The organism is Pseudomonas sp. Marseille-QA0892 (genome assembly GCF_054950135.1).
On the sequence record NZ_CM143104.1, the window covers coordinates 2,577,903 to 2,599,381 of the forward strand.

Genomic DNA, 21,479 nt, shown 5'->3' on the forward strand with positions numbered 1-21,479 from the left:
GCTCACAACTGCCTGGGTCTTTTTTGAAAGCGAGGTAGGCGCTGCCGACCGCTTTAGGCTGAAAGTCGGCGCATTCAGCCAAGCAGAGCGATACGCAGACTCTACTTAGCTAGCGGGCATCACACGAAAACAAAAAGGCCGACTATGCAGTCGGCCTTTTCACGTACCGGTTCAAGAAGAGCGGGCCTCGTGCACGACTCAAGCGCGAACGCTCAGCTGTCTGTTATTACCACATCAGATCGTCCGGGATCTTGTAGGCCGCGTATGGATCATTTTCATCCAGCTCTTCAGTCGCCTCGTTCAGGGCCACCACGCGACGAGGATCGCGCTCCTGGATCTTGAGAGCCACCTCACGGGGGACGACTTCGTAACCGCCACCATGGCGGACAATACCGAGCGAGCCACCGCTCAATTTGGAGCGCATCAGTGCATTGACCGCGATTCGCTTGACCTTCTTGTCATCGACGAAGTTGTAATAGTCATCTGTCGTCAGCTTCGGCAGACGACTGTTTTCTATGAGTTGCTTGACCTGAGCGATACGAGCCTTCTGTTCAGCCTTTTCCTGTTGTTGGCGGTTCAGCTCCTGATCTCTCGCCAGCTTCTCGGCCTGCGCCTTGAGCGCAGCCTGACGCTGGCTATCGTCGACTTCGACCTGACCCTTCTTCTCCAGCCGCTGTTGCTTCTGCTTCTGACGCCCGGCCTGTTTGGCCTGCTTCTCATTTACCAAGCCAGCTTTAAGCAACTGGTCACGTAATGACATGCTCATTGGATCGAACTCTCTCGCTTCGCCACGGAGGAAATCTGAAACGCTACGCCCATGGGACCTATAGAATGCGGGATTGCGTTCATCAGCCTCAAGTGTGAGTCTATGGCGCGCAATGCTCCACGGATTCTTTCATCGCTTCGGATAGCAAGCAAACATGACGCCTACTTTTTTTCTCAAGTTCGGGGTGCTCTTCGTTTTCGTCGCAAGCATCCTTTATGTTCATCTTCGCGGCCAGGCACGACTTCCGCTGCTGCGCCAACTGGTCAACCACTCTGCGATCTTCGCGCCTTACAACGCGCTGATGTATCTCTTCTCTCGCGTACCGTCCAAGCCGTACCTTGACCGGGACCGGTTTCCCGAGCTGGATGTACTGAAGGATAATTGGGAGGTTATTCGCGAAGAGGCCCTACGTCTCTTCGACGAAGGCTACATACGCTCAGCCCTCAAGGACAATGAGGCCGGATTTGGCTCGTTCTTCAAACGTGGCTGGAAGCGTTTCTACCTGACCTGGTATGACGGCCCCTTACCTTCTGCACAGCAACTATGCCCGAAAACGGTCGAGATCCTTCAGCAGGTACCGAGCGTCAAGGGCGCGATGTTCACGCTCCTCCCACCGGGTAGCCACCTGAATCCGCACCGTGATCCCTACGCCGGCTCGCTGCGATATCACCTTGGTCTCTCCACACCCAACTCGGACGACTGTCGGATTTTCGTCGACGGTCAACCCTACGCATGGCGTGACGGCGAAGACGTGATGTTCGACGAAACGTTCGTACACTGGGTGAAGAATGAAACCGACAAGACGCGCGTTATCCTTTTCTGCGACGTCGAACGTCCACTGCCTGTCGGTCTGAGGAGCGTCAATCGTTGGTTGAGCGGCGTACTCGGCCGTGCGACCGCGCCGCAGAATGTCGAAGGCGAGCGCGTAGGTAGCGTCAATCGAGCGTACGGCCTGTTCAAGCGCATGGGCGATACCATCGGCAGCCGAGTGAAGCAGTTCAAAAGGCGCTACCCGAAGGCATATCGCATCGGGCGCCCGGTGTTGGCCGTCGCCCTTCTGGCGCTAATTATTCACTGGATGGTCGGCTAACCCGACCGACCGCAGCGCGGGGCCTTCTCGTTGACCTTGGCCTCGCCCCACAGCTCCTCGAGTCGCTCGAGGCTACACGCCTCGAGCGTCTGCCCTGTCTCGGTCACCCGCTGCTCAATGAAGCGAAAACGCCGCTCGAACTTGGCATTGGCCGACCGCAGCGCCGCCTCCGGATCGACCTTAAGGTGACGAGCCAGGTTGACCGCGGCGAAGAGTAGATCCCCCACCTCTTCCGCTTGAGCGTTCGCATCCGCCTGAGCCATGGCTTCAAGCACCTCCTCGAGCTCTTCGCGAAGCTTATCGACTACAGGCAGCGCATCCGGCCAATCGAACCCGACCGTGGCTGCGCGCTTTTGCAACTTGCCGGCTCGCGAAAGCGCAGGCAGCGTCGTCGGTACATCATCGAGCAATGATAGCTGTTCGGGCGCACCCGCCTTCTCTGCACGCTCCTCGGCCTTGATCTCTTCCCAGCGGCGTTTGATTTCAAGCTCGCCCAAGCGCGGAATTGCAGTCGAACCGTACAGATCACCATCAGGGAAGATATGCGGGTGGCGCCGCACGAGCTTTTGGGTGATCGAGTCGACTACGGTCGTGAAGTCGAAGCGCCCTTCCTCTCGACCAAACTGGCAGTAATAGACCACTTGAAAAAGCAGATCACCCAACTCACCGGGCAGATGAGACAGATCATTCCGCTCAATGGCATCGGCGACTTCGTAGGCTTCTTCGATGGTATGAGGAACGATCGACCGATAGGTTTGCTGGAGATCCCAGGGGCAACCGTACTCGTTATCCCGCAGACGGGCCATCAGGTGGAGAAGGTCATCCAGCGTATACATCGAGGGTCTCCGGTTGGTCGCAGCCGTCGCGCACGTATGGCTGCACGCGCGCGGCTCAGGCGGCCCGGTTGCGGCGCGCCTCTATGATATTGGGAAGCTGTGAAATCCGAGCAAGGAGGCGACCGAGCGCATCAAGGCCAGGGATCTCGATCGTCAGCGACATCGTCGCCGTGTTCTCGTCCTTATTGGAGCGCGTATTAACGGCCAGCACATTGATGCGCTCATTCAGCAGCACCTGGGAAACGTCACGCAGCAGTCCCGAACGGTCATACGCCTTGATCAGAATGTCGACCGGGTAGGTTTGGACAGGTACCGGTCCCCAGCTTACCTGGATCATTCGCTCAGGCTCGCGCCCCGAAAGCTGCAGGACAGTGGCGCAATCCTGACGGTGAATCGTGACGCCACGACCCAGTGTGATGTAGCCCACGATGGGATCGCCCGGCAACGGCTGACAGCATCCCGCCATTTGCGTGAGCAGATTACCCACGCCCTGGATCTGCACATCACCACGACGGGCCCCCGGCTTGGTGCTGGGCCGTTTCGGCAGCAGATCAAGCACCTCGACCGGCCGTTCCGGCTCGACGAGTTGCTGCGCCTGATTTACGAGTTGGGCCAATCGGAGATCGCCAGCGCCCAGCGCAGCGAACATGTCCTCACCAGTCCGCATGTTGGCTTTCTCAGCCAACTTTTCGAAATCTACCGGCGGCAGAGCCAAGCGGGTAAGCTCGCGCTCCAGCAGAGCCTTGCCTGCGGCCACGTTCTGATCCCTGGCCTGCAGCTTGAACCAGTGGACGATCTTGGCGCGCGCCCGCGAGGTATTGACGTACCCCAGGTTCGGGTTCAGCCAGTCACGGCTCGGGCCACTGTTCTTGCCGGTGATGATCTCGACCTGCTCACCGGTCTGAAGGTTGTAGTTCAAGGGCACGATACGCCCGTTGATCTTCGCACCACGGCAGTTGTGCCCGACCTCAGTATGTACGCGGTAGGCAAAATCCAGCGGGGTCGCCCCTTTCGGTAGGTCGATGGCGTGGCCATCCGGAGTAAACACGTAGACGCGATCAGGCTCGATATCGACCCTGAGCTGATCCGCCAGCCCGCCGATGTCGCCAAGTTCTTCGTGCCATTCGAGCACCTGCCGGAGCCACGAGATCTTCTCCTCGTAGTGACTGGAGCCTGACTTCACATCGGTGCCCTTGTAGCGCCAGTGAGCGCAGACACCCAACTCAGCCTCCTCATGCATCGCATGGGTCCGGATCTGAACCTCGAGCACCTTGCCTTCGGGCCCGATCACCGCCGTGTGGAGCGAGCGATAGCCGTTCTCCTTCGGGTTGGCGATATAGTCATCGAACTCCTTGGGAATGTGGCGCCACAGCGTATGGACGATGCCCAGCGCCGTGTAGCAATCGCGCATCTCCGGTACGAGGACACGAACCGCTCGAACGTCATATATCTGACTGAATTCCAGCCCCTTGCGGCGCATCTTTCGCCAGATCGAGTAGATGTGCTTGGCGCGGCCGCTGATATCAGCCTTGATGCCTGTAGCGGCGAGCTCGTCCTTGAGTTGCTGCATGACCGTATTGATGTATTGCTCACGGTCGAGCCTGCGCTCATGCAGCAACTTAGCGATCTGCTTGTACTGTTCGGGCTCGAGGTAGCGAAACGACAGGTCCTCAAGCTCCCACTTGATGTGACCGATGCCGAGGCGGTGCGCGAGGGGCGCATAGATATCGAAAACTTCCCGCGCGACCCGGTGGCGCTTCTCATCGTCGGCCGTTTTGACGGCGCGGATGGCGCAGGTTCGCTCCGCGAGCTTGATAAGCGCGACGCGGACATCGTCCACCATCGCGACCAGCATCTTGCGCAGGTTTTCGACCTGCGCCTGTGTACCCAGTACGAGTGAATGTCGCGGATTGAGGCTTGCGCTGATGGCAGCCATGCGCAGCACGCCTTCAATGAGCTTGGCAACCACGTCACCGAAGCGCTTGTGGACCTCCACAAGATCCGTCTTGCCTTCCCGCACGGCCCGGTAGATGAGCGCAGCGACGAGCGAGTCCTGATCCAGCCGCAAATCCGCGAGTATCTCGGCGATCTCCAGGCCCGTCTGGAAACTGGAGGTGCCCTCCACCCACAGGTTTTGCGCCGCGTTCGCCTGTTGCTCGACCTCACGTGCGAATTCACACGCCGCGCGCAGTGCATCGCGGTCCAGGAGCGGATCGAGGCTGACCACGTGGTCCAGCCACGCCTCAAGGTTGATGCTGCCGTCAGTGTTGATCGGCTGGTGCGCTCTAACCTGTACCATCTCGCATACCTTCCTTCAGGACCCGCTTTCAGCGGGCCAGGGCGCCGACATTCATTGTCGGTCGGTTCGACATCGGGAGCTACACCATCGCCGGATGGGCCGCCCCGTAACCGCCTTCTTCAAACTACAGACGCCATGCCACTTCAAACCCATCAGCGCTCACGCTCGAACAACGCCATCGCTTCGACATGAGCGGTCTGCGGAAACATGTCCATGGCGCCAGCACGAACCAGCCGATAGCCGTATTTTGACAACTCGGCAGCATCACGGGCGAGCGTTGCCGGGTTACACGATACGTACAGGACCCGATTCGCAGACCAGCGCTTGGCATCTTGGACAACCGCGAACGCACCATCACGCGGCGGGTCGAGCACGATGACGTCATAAGCATCCTCGACCCATGGTAAGTCAGGCAGCGGCTTCGACAGATCGGCCTCGAAAAAGTGCACATTGTCCAAACCATTCTGCGCGGCGTTGGCGCGGGCACGGATCACCATTTCGCTGGAGCCTTCGACACCTGCCACGCTTAGGGCGCGCCGAGCCAAAGGCAACGAGAAATTGCCGAGACCGCTGAACAGGTCAAGTACCTTCAAACCCTCCAGCGGGCCCAGCCATTCGAGCGCCTGAGCGACCATCGCATCGTTGACCGCTGCATTGACCTGTATGAAGTCGCCGGGCCGATACGCAAGACTCATATGCTGCGAAGCAAGTGTGTAGGTCAGCCCTTTCTCAGCACTTACCTGCTCGGGCTCGCCTTTGCCTTGCAGCCAAAGCTGGGCATCGTGTGAACTACAGAATGCAAGAAGCGCCGCCTGGTCCGCCCTACCGAGCGGGCGGGTATGACGAACCAGCACGACGCTGGCATCGCCTTGGAACAACTCCACGTGACCAATTGAACGCGGGTCCTCTAATGCGCCAAGCACAGGGGACAGCGATCCCAGGATGGGCCGGAGCGACGGCACCAGGACAAGGCAATCGCTGATGCCGACAATCGCCTGGCTGGAAGCCTCACGAAAGCCAACTTCGAGTGCCTGCGCAGCCTCGCTCCAACGGACCGCCACGCGCGCGCGCCGGCGGTATTCGAACGCAGGCCCGGCGAGCGGCTGCGCCCACTCGTCCGGCTTCAGGTTCGCAATACGCTCCAGATGGCTGGCCAACGCTTTTTCTTTCAGCGCAAGCTGATCGGCATGGTCGATATGTTGGAGAGAGCAGCCGCCGCATTGACGTGCCCACGGGCATGGCTCTTCGCGGCGCTGCGGCGATGATTCGAGCACGCGTTCCAGCCGGGCTTCCACGACCTGTCCACGTGCGCCCAATACCCGTGCCTGCACCGACTCACCTGGAAGCGCTCCTGTCACGAACCATGTGCGGCCTTCGGAAAATGCTATCCCGCGCCCATCATCGGCCAGACGCTCGATCCCAAGCGTCTGCTTCTTGCCCGTCGGTACCGACACTTTTCGCGCGCCGCCGCTCGGCTGGAAACGCAACCCACCACTACGCCTGGCCATTACTCACCTTGCCGACTGCTCAATCCTGTACAGACCGCCGAATCACGGCTGGTCGTAAATCCCGGTAGACAGGTACCGATCGCCGCGGTCGCAGATAATCGCCACCATGACTGCGTTTTCGACTTCGGCCGACAAGCGCAGCATGGCCGCCACCGAGCCGCCCGATGACACGCCACAGAAGATGCCTTCCTCCCGCGCTAACCGACGCATCACGTTCTCCGCCTCTGCTTGAGACATGTCGACGATGCGGTCGACGCGAGACGGTTCGAAAATGCTGGGCAGGTAGGCTTCGGGCCAACGACGAATACCAGGAATGGACGCGCCTTCCTGCGGCTGCAGCCCTACGATCTGCACGTTGGGATTCTGCTCCTTGAGGTACCGGGAGGTCCCCATGATGGTACCGGTCGTACCCATGGAACTGATGAAGTGTGTCACGGTGCCGCCGGTCTGGCGCCAGATCTCGGGCCCCGTTCCCGTGTAGTGCGCAATCGGGTTGTTGCCATTACCAAACTGGTCAAGGACCTTGCCCTTGCCTTCGGCCTGCATGCGCACGGCAAGATCACGTGCGCCCTCCATGCCTTCTTCGCGGGTCACCAGAACCAGCTCGGCCCCATACGCGGTCATGGCCGCCTTGCGCTCGGCGCTCATGTTGTCGGGCATGATCAGGAGCATTCGGTAGCCTTTCATCGCCGCTACCATCGCCAGCGCGATTCCGGTATTGCCGGATGTAGCCTCGATAAGGGTATCGCCCGGCTGGATTTGACCGTTGAGCTCGGCGCGCTCGATCATGGAAAGCGCTGGCCGGTCCTTGACCGAACCTGCAGGGTTATTGCCCTCGAGCTTTACCAGCAGGGTATTCGTCGTATTGCCCGGCAGCCGTTGCAGACGAACCAGGGGCGTATTGCCGATGCACTCGGCAATCGTGGGATAAGACAGGCTCATGTGTGACTCGAGTCCAGACAGCTGGAAAGACAACCATGATACCGGGAAAAAAGCGCCAGCCCCAACGGGCGCTCCAACGGCCTGCCTGTGACCTTGGTACGGAGTGGATCAGCGACGGGTGACGCCCGCGATCACCGGCGTTCCGCTGACTGGATCGGCCATCAGCGTGCAGCGTACGTCGTAGAGCGCCTCGACAAGCTCTGGTGTCACGATGGCCGAAGGCGCGCCCTCGGCGATGATACGGCCAGCTTTCATGGCGACAAGATGATCGGCATACCGGCATGCACTCGACAGGTCGTGCACCACCATGACTACTGTCTTGCCAGCCCCGGCCAAATCCCGAATCAGCTCGAAAACCTCAATCTGGTGGCCGAGATCCAGGGCCGAGGTCGGCTCATCCAGCAACAGTAGCGGTGTCTGCTGAGCGATGGCCATGGCAATCCAGGCACGCTGTCGCTGCCCACCTGACATGGACTCGAGCGGGCGCTCGGCCAATGCTTCCAGGTCCGCTACTCGTAGTGCCTCATCAATAATCGCCTGGTCCTCGGGCGACCACTGGCGCAACAGGCTCTGGTGCGGTTGCCGGCCAAAACGGATCAATTCGGAAACCGTTAGTCCGTCGGGCGCCATTGCGTCTTGCGGCAGCAACGCAAGCAGCCGTGCCACATCCTTGGACGGCAGGGTCGAAATGACCTTGCCGTTGAGCAGCACACTCCCCGCGCTGGGTTTATGCAGACGGCACAAGCCCGCCAGCAACGTGGACTTGCCACACCCGTTCGGTCCGACGATCGCCGTGACGCGGGCAGGCGGAATGCGCAGCGACAGCCCTTCAATGATGGCCGTATCGGGATAACCCAGGCTCAAGGCCTCTGCGGCAAGCGTTACGTCAGTGGCAGGGCGTGTGGCAAAGAGGTTCGAGGTGGTCATTAACATCCATCCAAAACGGCCGCCGCCCCGGAGACGGCACTCAGGCCAGTCTCCGGGACGACTGACGCAGCAATATCCAGAGCAGGTACGGCCCACCAACGATTGCGGTGATGACGCCTACGGGAATTTCAATCGGAGCCAGCCACGTACGACCGACAAGATCGGCGCAGGTCATCAGTAGCGCACCCGCGAGCGCAGAGCACAACACCGGGACGCCCCGGTGTCCATTCAGGTAACGAGCCATTTCCGGCGCAGCGAGCGCGATCAGCCCAACGGGCCCAGCCACCGCAACCGCCAGCGCCGTCAGCACCACCGTGGTAACCAGAGTCAGCATGCGCATCGCCGCGAGGCGCACACCGAGGCCGATCGCGACACTGTCGGAAAAGCGCATGAGCGTTAGCGTACGGCCGAGGTATTTGACCAATGGCAGCGCGACCAGCAAGCCGATGCCCAGTAGCCATATCGCCTGGGGTGGTCGCGCGTTCAGGCTACCGACCGTCCAGGGGTATGCGAGATTGGCCGCGTCAATGTCCGCTCGCGCCAGCATAAGATTGGTAATCGCCCCGAAGATGGCACCTACCGCGATACCCACCACAATAAAGCGATAACCTCGCGCGCCGGCACCCGCGCTTAATCCGAAGGCCAGGGCGGCGGCCGTCGTTGCGCCGATCAGAGCCAGCATCGACGGCGCGAGTGTTGTGGGAACCGCAACGATCGACGCTACCGCAAATGCCGTGGCGCCGTCATCGATGCCGATGATTCCAGGCGTCGCCAGGCGGTTACGCGCGAGTGTTTGCAGCAAGCAACCACCGATACCGAATGCGGCGCCGGTCATGAGCCCAGCCATGAGCCGTTGCAAGCGCAGCTCCTGGACCAGGAATACGTGCATCGGCTCGCCCTGCCCCAGCGCAGCCGCCAATGCGGTCATTGGCCCAAGACCTGCGGAACCCGCTGCCAGACTGACACCGCTGATCAGCAGGACACCGAGCATCAGTATGAGGCCAACAATTGCACCGCGCTGATGCATGAGGACGCGCCATGGGCCAACGGCCAAAAGCCAATGGCCAGCGGGCGCACGTTTGGACGTGATAACGGGCAGCGTCATAGCGTCGGCAACCGATGGGTTCTGACGACAGCCATGAGCACCGGCGCGCCGATGAGCGCCGTGATCACGCCAATTGGAAGCTCATATGGGCTGACGAGAAGCCTGGACAGAATGTCGGAGAACAGGATGATGCTTGGCCCCAGGATCATGGAGAGGCCAAGCGTTCGGCGAATGTCCGGACCGGCCAACCGTCTCGCAACGAAAGGAACCACCAGTCCGACGAACGCGATGGGCCCTGCCGCGGCAGTGGCCGTGCCAACCAGAATCGCAACGGCCACCAGCGCACCGATACGCGTCAAGGCAGGGCGGTGTCCGAGCCCGGTCGCCATTTTTTCGCCGAGCGCGAGTGCGGCGAGCGGACGTACCAGCGGAACGAGCAGCAGGAGCCCCATCAATAACCCCGGCACGCTCCAGGTAAGGACGTCTTGTGGCCGCCCCGCCAAGGCACCGATGATCCAGAAGCGGATTTCATCCGAGCTGCGTTGGTCGTGGAGGAGAATCAACGCGCTGATGGCCGTCAGGATTCCCGAGAATGCAGCGCCGGCCAGCACCAGTCGCACCGGGTCATCGCCTACCCCGCGCGTCTGGCTTACCAACAGCACCAGCAGACAGCCTGCCAATGCGCCACTGATAGCAACGCCAAGATGAAGCGTAGCTGCGCTGGCACCCAGACTGATGGCCAGCACCACGGCGAACGAGGAACCTGCACTAACGCCCAGAAGCCCTGGCTCTGCCAATGGGTTGCGGGTAGCGGCTTGCAGCACTGCCCCGGCCGCACCAAGTGCAATACCGGTCAACAGCCCAAGTAATGTGCGGGGGAGTCGGAGTTCGAACACGACAAAGCGGGCTTCCCCATCCGCAGACGAAAAAAGGGCAGCCGCACTCTGCGGGATACCGACGTCTCCGGCCCCGATCAGCAAACTGGCAATACACAGGCAGGCTGCCAATGCGAGACAGCCTGCCAATGCGGTCGCGAGAGGAAGCCGACCGCCATGGCGCAAGGAGGTCATTGCGAACTGACGGCCTTCTCCACGTCATCGAGGATGACCCGGGCAGCCAGCGGGCCGCTGCCACTCGTCCATATCTGCCCGTCGACTGTTGTGACATGGCCCTTGCTAACCGCATTGAGACGGGCGAACGCTGGCTGCTGACGGGCTTGAGCCAGCGCCTTGCTGCCATCCTCGTTCAGTGTCGCCAGAAACAGCCAGTCCCCATCGATGCGCGAGAGGTTCTCGAGACTGAGCGGGTCGCTGTGTGGTTTTTGCGTCAGGCTTTCCGCCGTTGCGGTGCCCTTGAATCCAACCGCGCCAAGCAATTGCCCGACAAACAGATGGGAAGACATCACACCGGGGCCCTGCGGGTTCCACCGTATTACGGATGCGACCTGACCCGGTTCGATCTTGCCTTTGAGCTCTGCGATACGCGCCTCGATTGCCTCGATTTCCGCGTTGGCCTCAGCGGATTTGTTCAATGCTTCGCCATAAAGGCGCACGAGTACCCGCCAGTCATCGAAAAAGTCGCCTTTGGGCACGATGGTCGGCGCCATCAGGCTCAGTTTTTGATACTCGTCCTTGCTTAACGAAGGAGAAGTGAGGATGAGATCGGGCTTCAGTGCGAATACGGATTCGAGATTGGTTTCCCTCGCCGTACCCACGATACGAACGTTGCCAGCTCTCTCCTTGAGATACTCCGATACATCGTTGCCACCTCGCGTGGCCACGGCACCTACGGGTGTGACGCCGACTGCCAGAGCGACATCCAGCGGATTCTCGCCAAGCGCAATGACCCGTTGTGGTGTCCCATCGAGCTGAACCGGACCATAGGCCGTATCGATAGTGCGAGGCTCAGCTAGCGCCAGGCCGAAGGGGAGCGCACCAACGATGCCAACCAGGGCCAGCCGGCTCACCAGACGGCGTGTGTTGCGCGGGATTCCAAATATCATCAAATGCTTCCTTCTGGTGAATGAACAACAATGCGGAAGGCTGCTGGCAGCGAATCCGTGCCTGACAGCGCTCGGTATTCTACGCGCTCCGAAGCAAGCGGTGCTGATGCAGCACGACGGTTCGGCGGACGCCGTTTCAACCGACTATGCATCATTTTCCCGCCTCGGCAGACGTTATGCCCGCAGCGCCCCGGAGTGCCTGCCGAAGCGAAGCCGGTAGCATCGGCCCGTGGCCGAGTTCCGGAAATGCTTGATAGCTCACGCTCATTCCAAAGTTGGCGGCGAGGCGATGGGCCAGCTTTTCAGTTGCATCTGGCGGGAACGCGTTAACGGCATGTTCGCGTCTCTGGACCTGCGCCCTATCCTCGCCGTCGGCCGGACGCTCGCGGGTAGCCATGCCCTTCATCAGTAAAAGCGTTGGCTGGTTTTCCGAAGGCACATAGGCGTCGGCTTCGGACAGGATGAAACCGCCCTTCCACCAAAGGGACGGGTCTCCCGCGACGTAATGCTGGAACATCCCAGGCCGGGTGAACAAGGTATGGAGAGCGAATAGGCCGCCATAGGAATGCCCCCAAAGCGTCTGTCGACCTCGATCGATAGGAGCGCGCGACTCAACGGCCGGCTTGATGCGATGTTCGAGCAGGTCCAGGAATACATCCGCGCCGCCCCCTTTCCTGTCACGCGCGAGATCATCCACGACCGGCTCGCCCTTCGGTAAGGGTGGTGTGTAGTCATACGCGCGCGCGGTCGTGTCGAACCGGAGCGGCGTCGCGTAGCCGACTGCAACGATGACGGGTGGCTCACCGCGCTCTAGCTCGGCCAATTGCGGGTCGTCGAGCGCGCCCATGGCTGCGTTGCCGTCCAGCAGGTAGATGACAGGCCTGCCGTGTGAGGATGACGCTTTGCGCGGCTCGCCAATCCAGATTCGGTAATGCCGATCGCCGTCCGCCGAGTCCAGATCGAAACGTGAAAAGCGGTAATGACTCGAACCGGTGTCAGCAATTGTCGGCCCCTGAGGTTTCGACAGATCGGGCTTTGCCATCGCGGCCACGGGTGTAATCAAAACGGCATAGCACAGCCATTTCCAACACGTCATGCTCCGACCACCCCATATTGCTGCCAGATGGGCAAGACCTCACGTTCGAACCTAGCCAGTTGAGCGCCGAGGGGCTCACCCGCATTATCGACGGCCTTCCACCCCGATCGCCTGAGCATCGCATCCACGGTCTCACGCAATAGCGTGCCACGTAACCTCGGATGGTCCAGCAGCACGCGGGCAGCCGCCATTTCCACGAAGTCCGCAGCTATGCCCGAACCCAGACTAGGCGCGGCCAAATGGGAATAGCGCTCCCCTGCTATCACGCGTTCACTGATCACGCGATTGAAAGCCTGACAGGTCGCAACATCGACGCGGCCCGGCAGCATCGGATGGATGTGACCGGCCCATGTGAGCGTTTGAAGCGCTGGGCTGATGTCGCTGATTTGCCCTGCCAGCGCCGGCGTACGTGCAAGCCCGGAAAACCGCTGCGGTTGACGCGCCAGTGCATCTAGAATGGGTGAAAACAGCGATGCGTCGCCTTCTACTGGACCGATACGGGTATCAAAACGCACATTGCCGGGCGCAGGCGCGCGTGGGAGCGCCGCGACGACCTGCTCAAGCAGCGCAACGCGATGTCCCGCTTCGCTCATGGCCGCATTCGGCCGCTGATACAGGTCACGACGGTGAGTCTGGTTTCGAGCAAGATCCTTGAACGTCTCGCGTAACCGGATTCCCGAGAGGTCAGCCAACATTGGCAGCACATTGCCAGGCAGCGACAGCGCGTTCACATTGTCGATTGGTGTGGCGCTTCCCAGGTAGGCCGTACCGATACCCTCGAAATCGTGGATCACGTCTGCAACCGGCAAGGTCGCCCAATGCTCGTTGAGCAGCTCGTGAGCGAGATACGAAGGATCGTCACCGAGAATGCGATCGACGTAGTTCGCGATCTTCGGGTCATGCGCGAATACGCCCGCACCCGAGCGGCAAAGGCACTGCAGCGCGCGGAGCCCTGCCATGACCCGCTCGGCCGACGTGCCTTCCACAGTCTTGGCGTACTGCTGGACGAATCGGCGCGGCGCGGAAAAGAACTCCAGCCCGGGCTGGGACATGTAACCGACGAAGGCTATGCCGTCTGGTTTGAGCTGGCGTTCAATGAACGCTCTGAGTGTCGCCCTGTCCGCCTCGGAAACCCAGGAATAGACCCCGTGCAAGATGATGAAATCGTACTGCGGTTCCTCACCGGACGCCGACAGCATGCCGGCGAAGGTATCCTGGATGAACTCGACATTTAACACACCCGCCGCTGCAGCCAACTTGCGGCCATGCTCCACATGCGCTGCATTGAAGTCGACGCCGACGAAATGTCCCTGCGGGTTCGCGGCAGCCTGCAGAACACTACCGAACCCCTGCCCACAGCCAAGCTCGCAAACGGCAAATGGCTGCCGTAGATCAGGGCAACGACGCCCGAGTGCCGTCGCTACGAAATTCAACCAGACAGGCGTGGTCTCCCGCTGGAAGAAGTGTGGATAGGGAATGTCGGTAATGTAATCGGTCATCGGCATACACGCTCAGCACGCAGGACGCCACCAACCGAAAGAGCCGATGGCGTACACAACGTCAGAACGAAGCGGTAACAGAAGCGTAGATCGAACGCCCCGGCTCATTGTAGTTGTTGGCACCAGCACCGCCGGAAATGCTCTCACGACGGATCTGCTTGTCGAACAGATTGTTGACTCCCGCTGCGAATCGCCAATTTTCGCTTAGCTCATAATTGGCACCCATGCCAACGAGAGTGTACGGGTCACGAGCTCTGAGCGCATCACCGGAGGCGGCCCCTCCTGCTGTTGTTAATCGGCGGGGCTCCTGCTTACCGTAATGCGTGACAGTAAGGGACAGGTCGAGCGCTTGGGTCACGCGCCAGTCGAGCATGGAATTAACCGTGTACTTGGGAATGATCGACAACGGTTCGCCCGATGTCTTGTTCTTGTTCTGGATCATGTAGGTGAAGTTGTTTCGCCAGCTGAGGGTCTCGCCGGCTTCGCCCAGCAGCGGAATGTCCAGATTACCTTCCCAGCCAGATACGACGGCTTTGGGGGCGTTTACCCATTGGTACACCTCAGCTGCATTTCCAGTGGCGCCCGGTACGACCTGAATCGGACCACTGCCATCACCCATGCCGGCAACGATCTTGTTCTTGTAATCGTTATGGAAGTAGGTCAGCCCGGCGCCCCAGCCTGCGTCGTTGAATGAAAGGCCGATTTCCTTGTTCAGGCTCGTCTCGGCATCCAGGTTCTGGTTACCCAAGATGTAACAACCGCCGCCTTGCCCGCTTCCGTCCGGGCATCCATTACCCTTGGTGAAGTACAGATAATTGGCATTCGACTGGTATAGGTTCGGCGCCTTGAAGGCTCGAGCTACGCCGCCCTTGAGTGTCAGCGTATCGGTCAGCTTGTAGGAGCTGTTGAGGCTCGGGCTCCAGTTGTTGCCGAACAGGCTGTTGTCATCGAATCGCACGCCTGGCGTGAGAATCCAATCCGGGGTCAGTTCGATGTTATCTTCGACAAAGACCGCATAGTTTTCAGCACTTGATTCGCCGCTGCGCCCAGTCGATGCGTATCCGGGCAGCGTCACACCATTGTAGGACGTGCCCTGGCTGTTCGAGTACGGATCGTCCAGCTCTTCTCGCTCGTATTCGGCGCCCACAGTGAGCGTCTGGTGGAAGCCCAATTCGAGCGGCAGGTTCACTTCTCCGAACGCACGATAGTTCTGCAATTCCGAGGTCGATTTTTCCCGGCCGCTAATACCGGTTTCAGGGCCGCCCGCCAGCCCCTCGTTCATTCTGCGATTACGCGTGTTCTCGTAGGAAACGCCTACCTGCGATGTTCCAAATGCCCAGTCGCCCCTATGCGTGATGCTTGCGGTTTGGCGATACATGGTGTTGGTCTCGCGACCGAGCAAACCGCTCGTATTATCCGCAGTCGTGGGATGGTCCTGCGCACGCTCACCTGCATAGATATTGCCCTGGCGACTGAAGCCCGTCTGGAATTCCAGCGTTTGTTCTTCAGTCATATCCCAGCGCAGCAGAGCATCGAGGTCGCGGTTACGGACGCCTTCACGCCCTGCCGGCGCCAGATTGGTGCCGCTGGAATAATTATCATTAATAGCCGGATCGTCGGCGTCCGTCTTGTTGACGTTTCCGTAGACGCGAAACGACAGCGTATCGGTCAGCGGACCTGCCGTGTTGAAACTGAGTCGGCGGGTAACGCCTTCGTCGCTATTTTCTGGAATGTTCGTGAATGCGGTCACCGAGCCAGTGGCGGCCTTGCCTGGAGCCTTGGTGATGATATTCACGACCCCGCCCGCCGCACCCGAACCGTAGCGAGCTGCCGCCGGACCACGCAGCACCTCGATGCGATCGATGGCCTCAGCGGGTACCCAGTTGGTGTCGCCGCGGCCATTGCGCTCACCGGAGCGCCCCATTCGTACGGAATTACGGGAGGTGACCGGCTTGCCGTCGATGAGGATGAGGGTGTTTTCCGGCCCCATGCCGCGTAGGTCGATCTGCCGGCTATTGCCGAACTGGCCACTGGCGCTGTTACCGGTGAGGTTCACCCCCGGCATGCGGCGGATGATTTCCGACATGTCATTGGCAGGGGGGTGACGCTGGATGTCGTCCGCGGTGATGACCGATACGCCGGGCGCCTGCTTGAGTTCCTGCTCAGCTGTACCGATGACGCGGGTCTCGCCTATCTGCATAGCATCAGGTGTGCCGTCGACAGGCAGGACGCCGTCTGCCGCTTCCACCTCGTCCAGCGTGAATTCCATGGTCTGCGCGGCTACCGTGCCGCTGCTTCCGCATGCAAGAAAGATGGCCGTGGCCAACAGGTTTGGCTTGAATCCAGGTTTCATTCCATTCCTCTCTGAGCGACATCACGTCGATCAGCGCACTCATCAAGGGCCGTCCCTGAGCGTGCGCCAAGCTAAAAGGAACTGAATGATAGTAATTATCAAATAGCAGTAAACATCATTTACAAACTATACATTCACTCGACCTCGTCCACTGCCCGCAGAACAAGATGCATCGCCAGACCCGGCCCCCTCCCCGTTGGCGCGGCCCATAACCGCCCGCCCTGCAGGTGGATGGCCCGCCTGGCGATGCTCAAGCCCAGCCCGAAACCACCGTCGCCCGGGCGCGCGCGGTCAACACGAGCGAAGGGCTCGAAAATGAACTCCAGCTGATCCTCAGCCACTCCTTGGCCCTGATCGCAAACGACCAGATGCCAATGCGCTCCCTCTCGGGATCCGGAGAGCGTCACCACACCCTCCTCCGGGGAATGCCGAATCGCGTTTCGCATGAGGTTTTCGAGCGCCCGTCCCAGGCTGGACAGGTTCGCCAACACGACGCAGTCGTCGCCCACCTCACAGCGAAGGTGCCCAAGCGAAAAGCCAGTTTCGAATGCGGCGTCCTCGGCAATCATTTCCCAAAGCTGTGCAACACTGATCGGCTCGGGCTCGAACCGTGGCCGTTCCGAGTCGAGCCAGGCCAGTTCAAGAGAGTCTTCGATGAGCTTTTGCATGAGGTCGACCTCACGCCCAAGTCGGTCGCGCAGGGCTTCGACGTCTCCTTCCCGCTCATGTGCAGCCCTCAGGCGACTAAGGGGGGTGCGTAATTCATGGGACAGATCCCTGAGTAAGCGGCGTTGGTACACCACGGTCGCTTCCAGCCGGCCGGCCATCTCGTCGAACGATCGGGCCAGTTCTCCCAGTTCGTCCTGACGAAGTGCGACCGGCTCCCCTACACGAGCAGACAAATCGCCAGCACTCAGGCGCGCGGCCTGGGAGCGCAGCCGCGACAGCGGTCCGATGAGGAATCGAAATAACGCAATGCACATCAGCAGCGTCAGCAGTGCCGGTGCGACTCGATAGCTAAAGAAGTACAGCACCGGGCGGGGCGCCCATGGGCTCAAGCGTTCAGGCAACTCCATGACCAGCCGGCCCTCGCCCTTGGGCAGCGGTACATCCACGACCGGACGCCATCCACCCTGCATGCCCATCGACATGTCGAGATCACGGACAAAACGCAGCTTGGCAAGGTCACCTTCCGAAAGCGTATGCCCTGTCAAAGGCGTCTGGCGCACATCAACCAGCACTGCCCAACTCGACTCGGCCTGGATCAAATGCCTGATGAATGCATCCGCACCTGCCGCCCCCCCGTGCTCGAGCGCGGCTTCGGCATCTGTTGCCAATGCTCGCAATGTGTTCTGGCTGTCTTCGGAAAGATAGGACGTGCTGCTTGTGATCCATTGACCGGAGGTCAGGCTGAGCGCAACCACGATCAGGCAGAACCCTACCAAAAGAAGACACAGCTTCCAGAACAGAGAATGCGCGCCCGGCATCAGGCCTCCGGGCGCGTCAGTACGTAACCTTTGCCCCAAACCGATTCGAGGCGGCGTCCGCCATAGCCGAGCTTCTGCAATTTGCGGCGGATGTTGCTGACGTGCATATCAAGGCTGCGATCATGCTGCTCGTAGCCTCGATGCAGCACCTGCTGGTAGAGAAACGCCTTGCTCAGCACCTCTTCGGCATGCCGCGAAAAAAGTTCGAGCAGGCGAAATTCGGTCGGAGTGAGCCGCGCCCAATTGCCGGCATGTCGCACGTCGCAGCGCGCCTCGTCGAACGCCAACTCGGGGTCATGCGACTGCCGGGAAGCGTCGCCACGCTCGTAGGCCACACGTCGCAGGACCGCGTCGATGCGCACATCCATCTCGCTCAGGCTGAACGGCTTTGGCAGGTAATCATCCGCGCCGCGGCTGAACCCCGCGATACGGTCCTGTTCAGCACCTAGCGCAGACATCAGGATTACCGGGACCCTGTCATAAAGCCGCAATTCGGCCAGCACCTGTAGACCGTCGAGCCCCGGCATCATGATATCCATCAGGATGAGATCGTAGCGGGCCGTCCGAGCCGTCTCCAACCCAGCCTCGCCGCTGTGCTCGACGTCGACGTCGAATCCTCTTTCGGACAAATGGCCTCTCAGGTGTGCAGCCAGCGCTGGATCGTCTTCGATGGCCAGAATACGTGCTCGGTAGTCGATCGATGGAAGCATGAAATCGTCGCGTAAATGTGAAGGATCATACGCCCGACGCATCGAGCAGGAAATCCGTGATCCGTCTCGGCACACAAGCCGTTACACTGCGCAAAACGCTCGGAGACCAATTGATGTTCAAGGATCTCGGCATTAAAGGTCGCGTACTCATGCTGACCTTGTTGCCAACCAGCCTGCTGGCGCTCGTGCTGGGCGGCTATTTCATCTGGATGCAGCTGGCTGACATGCAGCGCCAATTGCTCCAGCGCGGCCAGATGATCACCGAGCAGTTGGCGCCACTGGCCGCGCCTGCGCTGCAGAAAGGCGATACGGCCTTGCTCCAGCGCATCGCCAGCGCAGCGCTCGAGCAGCCCGATGTTCGCGCTGTAAGTTTCCTTCAACCCGAGAAGCAACGCCTGGCGCATGCTGGACCGAGCATGGTCGCGGAGACGCCGCCGACCGATGGTCTGCACCTTTCGTTACTAAGCGGCGGGGACTCCAGTCGCTTCCTCATGCCCGTGCTGCAAAGCCACCGTATGCTGGCGGATGATGCGAGCACCGTCGCCAGCGATGACCTGCTCGGGTGGGTCGAACTGGAGGTTTCTCATCACGGCACGCTCATCCGCGGCTACCGTAGCCTTTGCGCCAGCCTCCTTCTCATCGTGACCGGGCTTATCGTAACTGCGCTGACGGCACTCAGAATGAGTCGGGCCATCAACGAACCGCTCTGGCGAATCAAGCAAGGCGTGGCCCAGCTGAAGGAAGGCCGGCTCGAGACCCGTCTGCCACCACTGGGCAGCCATGAGCTCGATGAGCTGGCCGCCGGCATTAACCGCATGGCCGAAGCGCTGCAGACGGCGCAGGAAGAACTCCAGCACAACGTCGACCAGGCGACCGAGGACCTTCGCCAGACACTCGAGACGATCGAGATTCAGAATATCGAGCTCGACCTGGCTCGCAAGGAAGCCTTGGAAGCCAGTCGGATCAAGTCCGAATTTCTTGCCAACATGAGCCATGAAATCCGTACACCGCTCAACGGCATCCTGGGCTTCACCAACCTGCTACAGAAAAGTGAACTGACCTCTCGCCAGCAGGATTACCTCAATACAATCGAGAAATCCGCGGACAACCTGCTCAGCATCATCAACGAGATTCTGGACTTCTCGAAGATCGAAGCCGGGAAGTTGATGCTGGAACAGATTCCATTCAATCTGCGTGACCTGCTCGAAGACACCATGACCATCCTCGCCCCGGCTGCCCATGCCAAGCAGCTGGAGCTTGTCAGCCTGGTCTATCGCGATACCCCTCTGCAACTGGTCGGTGATCCCCTTCGCTTGAAGCAGGTGCTGACCAATCTGGTCAACAACGCGATCAAATTTACCCACGAAGGCTCGATCGTCGTACGCGCGATGGTGGAAGACGACTCCGACGACCATGCTCAGCTGCGCATCAGCGTCCAAGACACCGGCATTGGCCTCTCCGAAGACGACCTGCGCGCGCTGTTCCAGGCATTCAGTCAGGCGGACAATTCCATGTCGAGGCAGGCGGGCGGTACCGGTTTGGGCCTCGTGATTTCGAAACGCCTGATCGAGCAGATGGGCGGTGAAATCGGCGTAGAAAGTACGCCGGACGAAGGGTCAGAATTCTGGATCGGGCTCAACCTGCCGAAGGCCAAGGATGACGAAGAGGACCTCTCAAGGCCGCCGCTGGAAGGCCGTCGTATCGTCCTACTGGAACGTCACGACCTTGCACGCCAGGCCATTCAGCACCAGCTCGAAGAATTCGGCCTCGACGTCGGAGCGTTCGATACGCTCGCCCCTTTGATCGAGACCGTACAGCGCGCCAGTGCGAGTAACCGTCCTATTAGCATGGCGGTGCTGGGCGTGAGCAAGTCGTTCGTCCAGCCGGATGAGGTAAGGACCTGTGTCGACACGCTCGAACGCCTTGGCTGTCGCCCATTGCTGCTTTGCCCTACCACCGAGCAGTCCCTCTTCAGTGCCTGCGTGCCTGACCCGCAGATTCAGCTCCAGGCGAAGCCGGCATGCACGTCGAAGGTTCAAAAGGGCCTCACGAGCCTCATCACGACCGAAAGCAGCTACAGGCCAATGCCCGCACCCGCGACACGGGCACCATGCATCCTCTGCGTGGACGACAACCCGGCCAACCTGCTGCTGGTCCAGACGCTCCTGACTGACATGGGCGCGCAGGTGGTCGCAGTCGAGGGAGGCCATGCCGCGCTCGATGCCATGGCTGCAACCGAATTCGACCTGGTATTCATGGACGTGCAGATGCCGGTCATGGATGGCCGCCAAGCCACCGAAGAAATACGCCGCCGGGAAAACGAGATCGGCGCAAAGCCCACTCCCATCGTGGCGTTGACTGCGCACGCGCTGGCGAATGAACGCCGGTTGCTGCTTCAGGGCGGAATGGATGACTACCTCACCAAGCCTATCAACGAACGCCAACTGGCTCAGGTCGTCCTGAAGTGGACCGGCTTGTCACTCGCCTCACTAAGCAAGCGAAGCCCCGAGCTAGAGCGCCCCGCACAGAACGAACTGCGCATCCTCGACGCCGATGAAGGCCTTCGCCTGGCTGCAGGCAAGGCAGACCTTGCGGCCGACATGCTGAGCATGTTGCTGGCCTCTCTGGATACCGACCGCGAGGCGATCCGCCAGGCCCGGGACAATCGCGATCGGGAGGCACTCATTGAACGGGTGCACCGCCTCCACGGCGCAACGCGCTATTGCGGCGTACCGCAACTTCGGGCTGCATGCCAGCAGAGCGAAACCCTGTTGAAACAGAACGATCCGAATGCCGGACTTGCGCTTGACCGTCTCGATGCGGCCATTGTTACGCTTGCGGCAGAGGCAAAACGATTCCCGCTCTGGCAGCACCAATGAATGCAATAGACGCCATCAGGGCCTGCTTCCTATTCGCTTG

Annotated in this window: 16 protein-coding genes; 2 read left to right on the forward strand and 14 right to left on the reverse strand. The window is 60.4% G+C overall.

Translation table 11 applies throughout. The annotated features are described in order from the left end of the window. Positions 1-226: 226 nt before the first annotated feature. Positions 227-766, reverse strand: a complete 540-nt coding sequence (locus ACY8D3_RS11970; RefSeq protein ID WP_462379004.1) for a DUF2058 domain-containing protein — start codon at positions 764-766, stop codon at positions 227-229. 154 nt (positions 767-920) lie between these two features. On the opposite strand from ACY8D3_RS11970, the gene ACY8D3_RS11975 reads away from it, so the two are divergent. Beyond that, positions 921-1,856 (forward strand): aspartyl/asparaginyl beta-hydroxylase domain-containing protein, encoded by a 936-nt coding sequence (locus ACY8D3_RS11975; RefSeq protein ID WP_462379005.1) that lies wholly within the window; start codon positions 921-923, stop codon positions 1,854-1,856. Here the strand turns inward: ACY8D3_RS11975 and mazG are convergent. The 13 genes from mazG to ACY8D3_RS12040 all read right to left on the reverse strand — a co-directional run bounded on the left by mazG (position 1,853) and on the right by ACY8D3_RS12040 (position 18,560). Beyond that, the gene (gene mazG / locus ACY8D3_RS11980; protein WP_462379006.1) at positions 1,853-2,692 is read right to left on the reverse strand and encodes a nucleoside triphosphate pyrophosphohydrolase; all 840 of its coding nucleotides are present in this window, start codon (positions 2,690-2,692) and stop codon (positions 1,853-1,855) included. The two genes, ACY8D3_RS11975 and mazG, sit on opposite strands and share 4 nt — an antisense overlap. Before the next feature lie 55 nt (positions 2,693-2,747). Then, positions 2,748-4,991 (reverse strand): GTP diphosphokinase, encoded by a 2,244-nt coding sequence (gene relA, locus ACY8D3_RS11985; RefSeq protein WP_462379007.1) that lies wholly within the window; start codon positions 4,989-4,991, stop codon positions 2,748-2,750. Between the two features lie 152 nt (positions 4,992-5,143). Further along, the gene (rlmD, locus tag ACY8D3_RS11990) at positions 5,144-6,499 is read right to left on the reverse strand and encodes a 23S rRNA (uracil(1939)-C(5))-methyltransferase RlmD (RefSeq protein WP_462379008.1); all 1,356 of its coding nucleotides are present in this window, start codon (positions 6,497-6,499) and stop codon (positions 5,144-5,146) included. A 42-nt stretch (positions 6,500-6,541) separates the two neighbouring features. Beyond that, a complete protein-coding gene (cysM, locus tag ACY8D3_RS11995) occupies positions 6,542-7,441 on the reverse strand; it encodes a cysteine synthase CysM (protein ID WP_462379009.1) in 900 nt (299 codons plus the stop codon). Positions 7,442-7,549: 108 nt separating this feature from the next. Beyond that, positions 7,550-8,368 carry an ABC transporter ATP-binding protein gene (locus tag ACY8D3_RS12000; protein WP_462379010.1) on the reverse strand — a complete coding sequence of 273 codons (819 nt, stop codon included), beginning with the start codon at positions 8,366-8,368 and terminating at the stop codon, positions 7,550-7,552. Positions 8,369-8,408: 40 nt separating this feature from the next. Then, the gene (locus ACY8D3_RS12005; RefSeq protein ID WP_462379011.1) at positions 8,409-9,473 is read right to left on the reverse strand and encodes a FecCD family ABC transporter permease; all 1,065 of its coding nucleotides are present in this window, start codon (positions 9,471-9,473) and stop codon (positions 8,409-8,411) included. Next, positions 9,470-10,483, reverse strand: a complete 1,014-nt coding sequence (locus tag ACY8D3_RS12010) for a FecCD family ABC transporter permease (RefSeq protein ID WP_462379012.1) — start codon at positions 10,481-10,483, stop codon at positions 9,470-9,472. The genes ACY8D3_RS12005 and ACY8D3_RS12010 overlap by 4 nt, the downstream gene beginning before the upstream one ends. Next, on the reverse strand, positions 10,480-11,415 hold the full coding sequence (locus tag ACY8D3_RS12015) for an ABC transporter substrate-binding protein (protein ID WP_462379013.1): 936 nt from the start codon (positions 11,413-11,415) through the stop codon (positions 10,480-10,482). The genes ACY8D3_RS12010 and ACY8D3_RS12015 overlap by 4 nt, the downstream gene beginning before the upstream one ends. Before the next feature lie 151 nt (positions 11,416-11,566). Beyond that, positions 11,567-12,511, reverse strand: coding sequence for an alpha/beta hydrolase (locus ACY8D3_RS12020; protein WP_462379014.1), 945 nt, complete (start codon positions 12,509-12,511; stop codon positions 11,567-11,569). Next, a complete protein-coding gene (locus ACY8D3_RS12025) occupies positions 12,508-14,010 on the reverse strand; it encodes a class I SAM-dependent methyltransferase (RefSeq protein WP_462379015.1) in 1,503 nt (500 codons plus the stop codon). Before ACY8D3_RS12025 ends, ACY8D3_RS12020 begins: the two co-directional genes overlap by 4 nt. A gap of 61 nt (positions 14,011-14,071) precedes the next feature. Further along, positions 14,072-16,363 carry a TonB-dependent siderophore receptor gene (locus ACY8D3_RS12030; RefSeq protein ID WP_462379016.1) on the reverse strand — a complete coding sequence of 764 codons (2,292 nt, stop codon included), beginning with the start codon at positions 16,361-16,363 and terminating at the stop codon, positions 14,072-14,074. A gap of 134 nt (positions 16,364-16,497) precedes the next feature. After that, entirely contained in the window at positions 16,498-17,850 is a 1,353-nt protein-coding gene (locus ACY8D3_RS12035) for a histidine kinase sensor domain-containing protein (protein ID WP_462379017.1), read from the reverse strand. Continuing rightward, positions 17,850-18,560: a response regulator transcription factor gene (locus ACY8D3_RS12040; protein WP_462379018.1), complete on the reverse strand. Its 711-nt coding sequence runs from the start codon at positions 18,558-18,560 to the stop codon at positions 17,850-17,852. Before ACY8D3_RS12040 ends, ACY8D3_RS12035 begins: the two co-directional genes overlap by 1 nt. Before the next feature lie 113 nt (positions 18,561-18,673). On the opposite strand from ACY8D3_RS12040, the gene ACY8D3_RS12045 reads away from it, so the two are divergent. Next, positions 18,674-21,439 carry an ATP-binding protein gene (locus ACY8D3_RS12045; RefSeq protein ID WP_462379019.1) on the forward strand — a complete coding sequence of 922 codons (2,766 nt, stop codon included), beginning with the start codon at positions 18,674-18,676 and terminating at the stop codon, positions 21,437-21,439. Positions 21,440-21,479 lie beyond the last annotated feature (40 nt).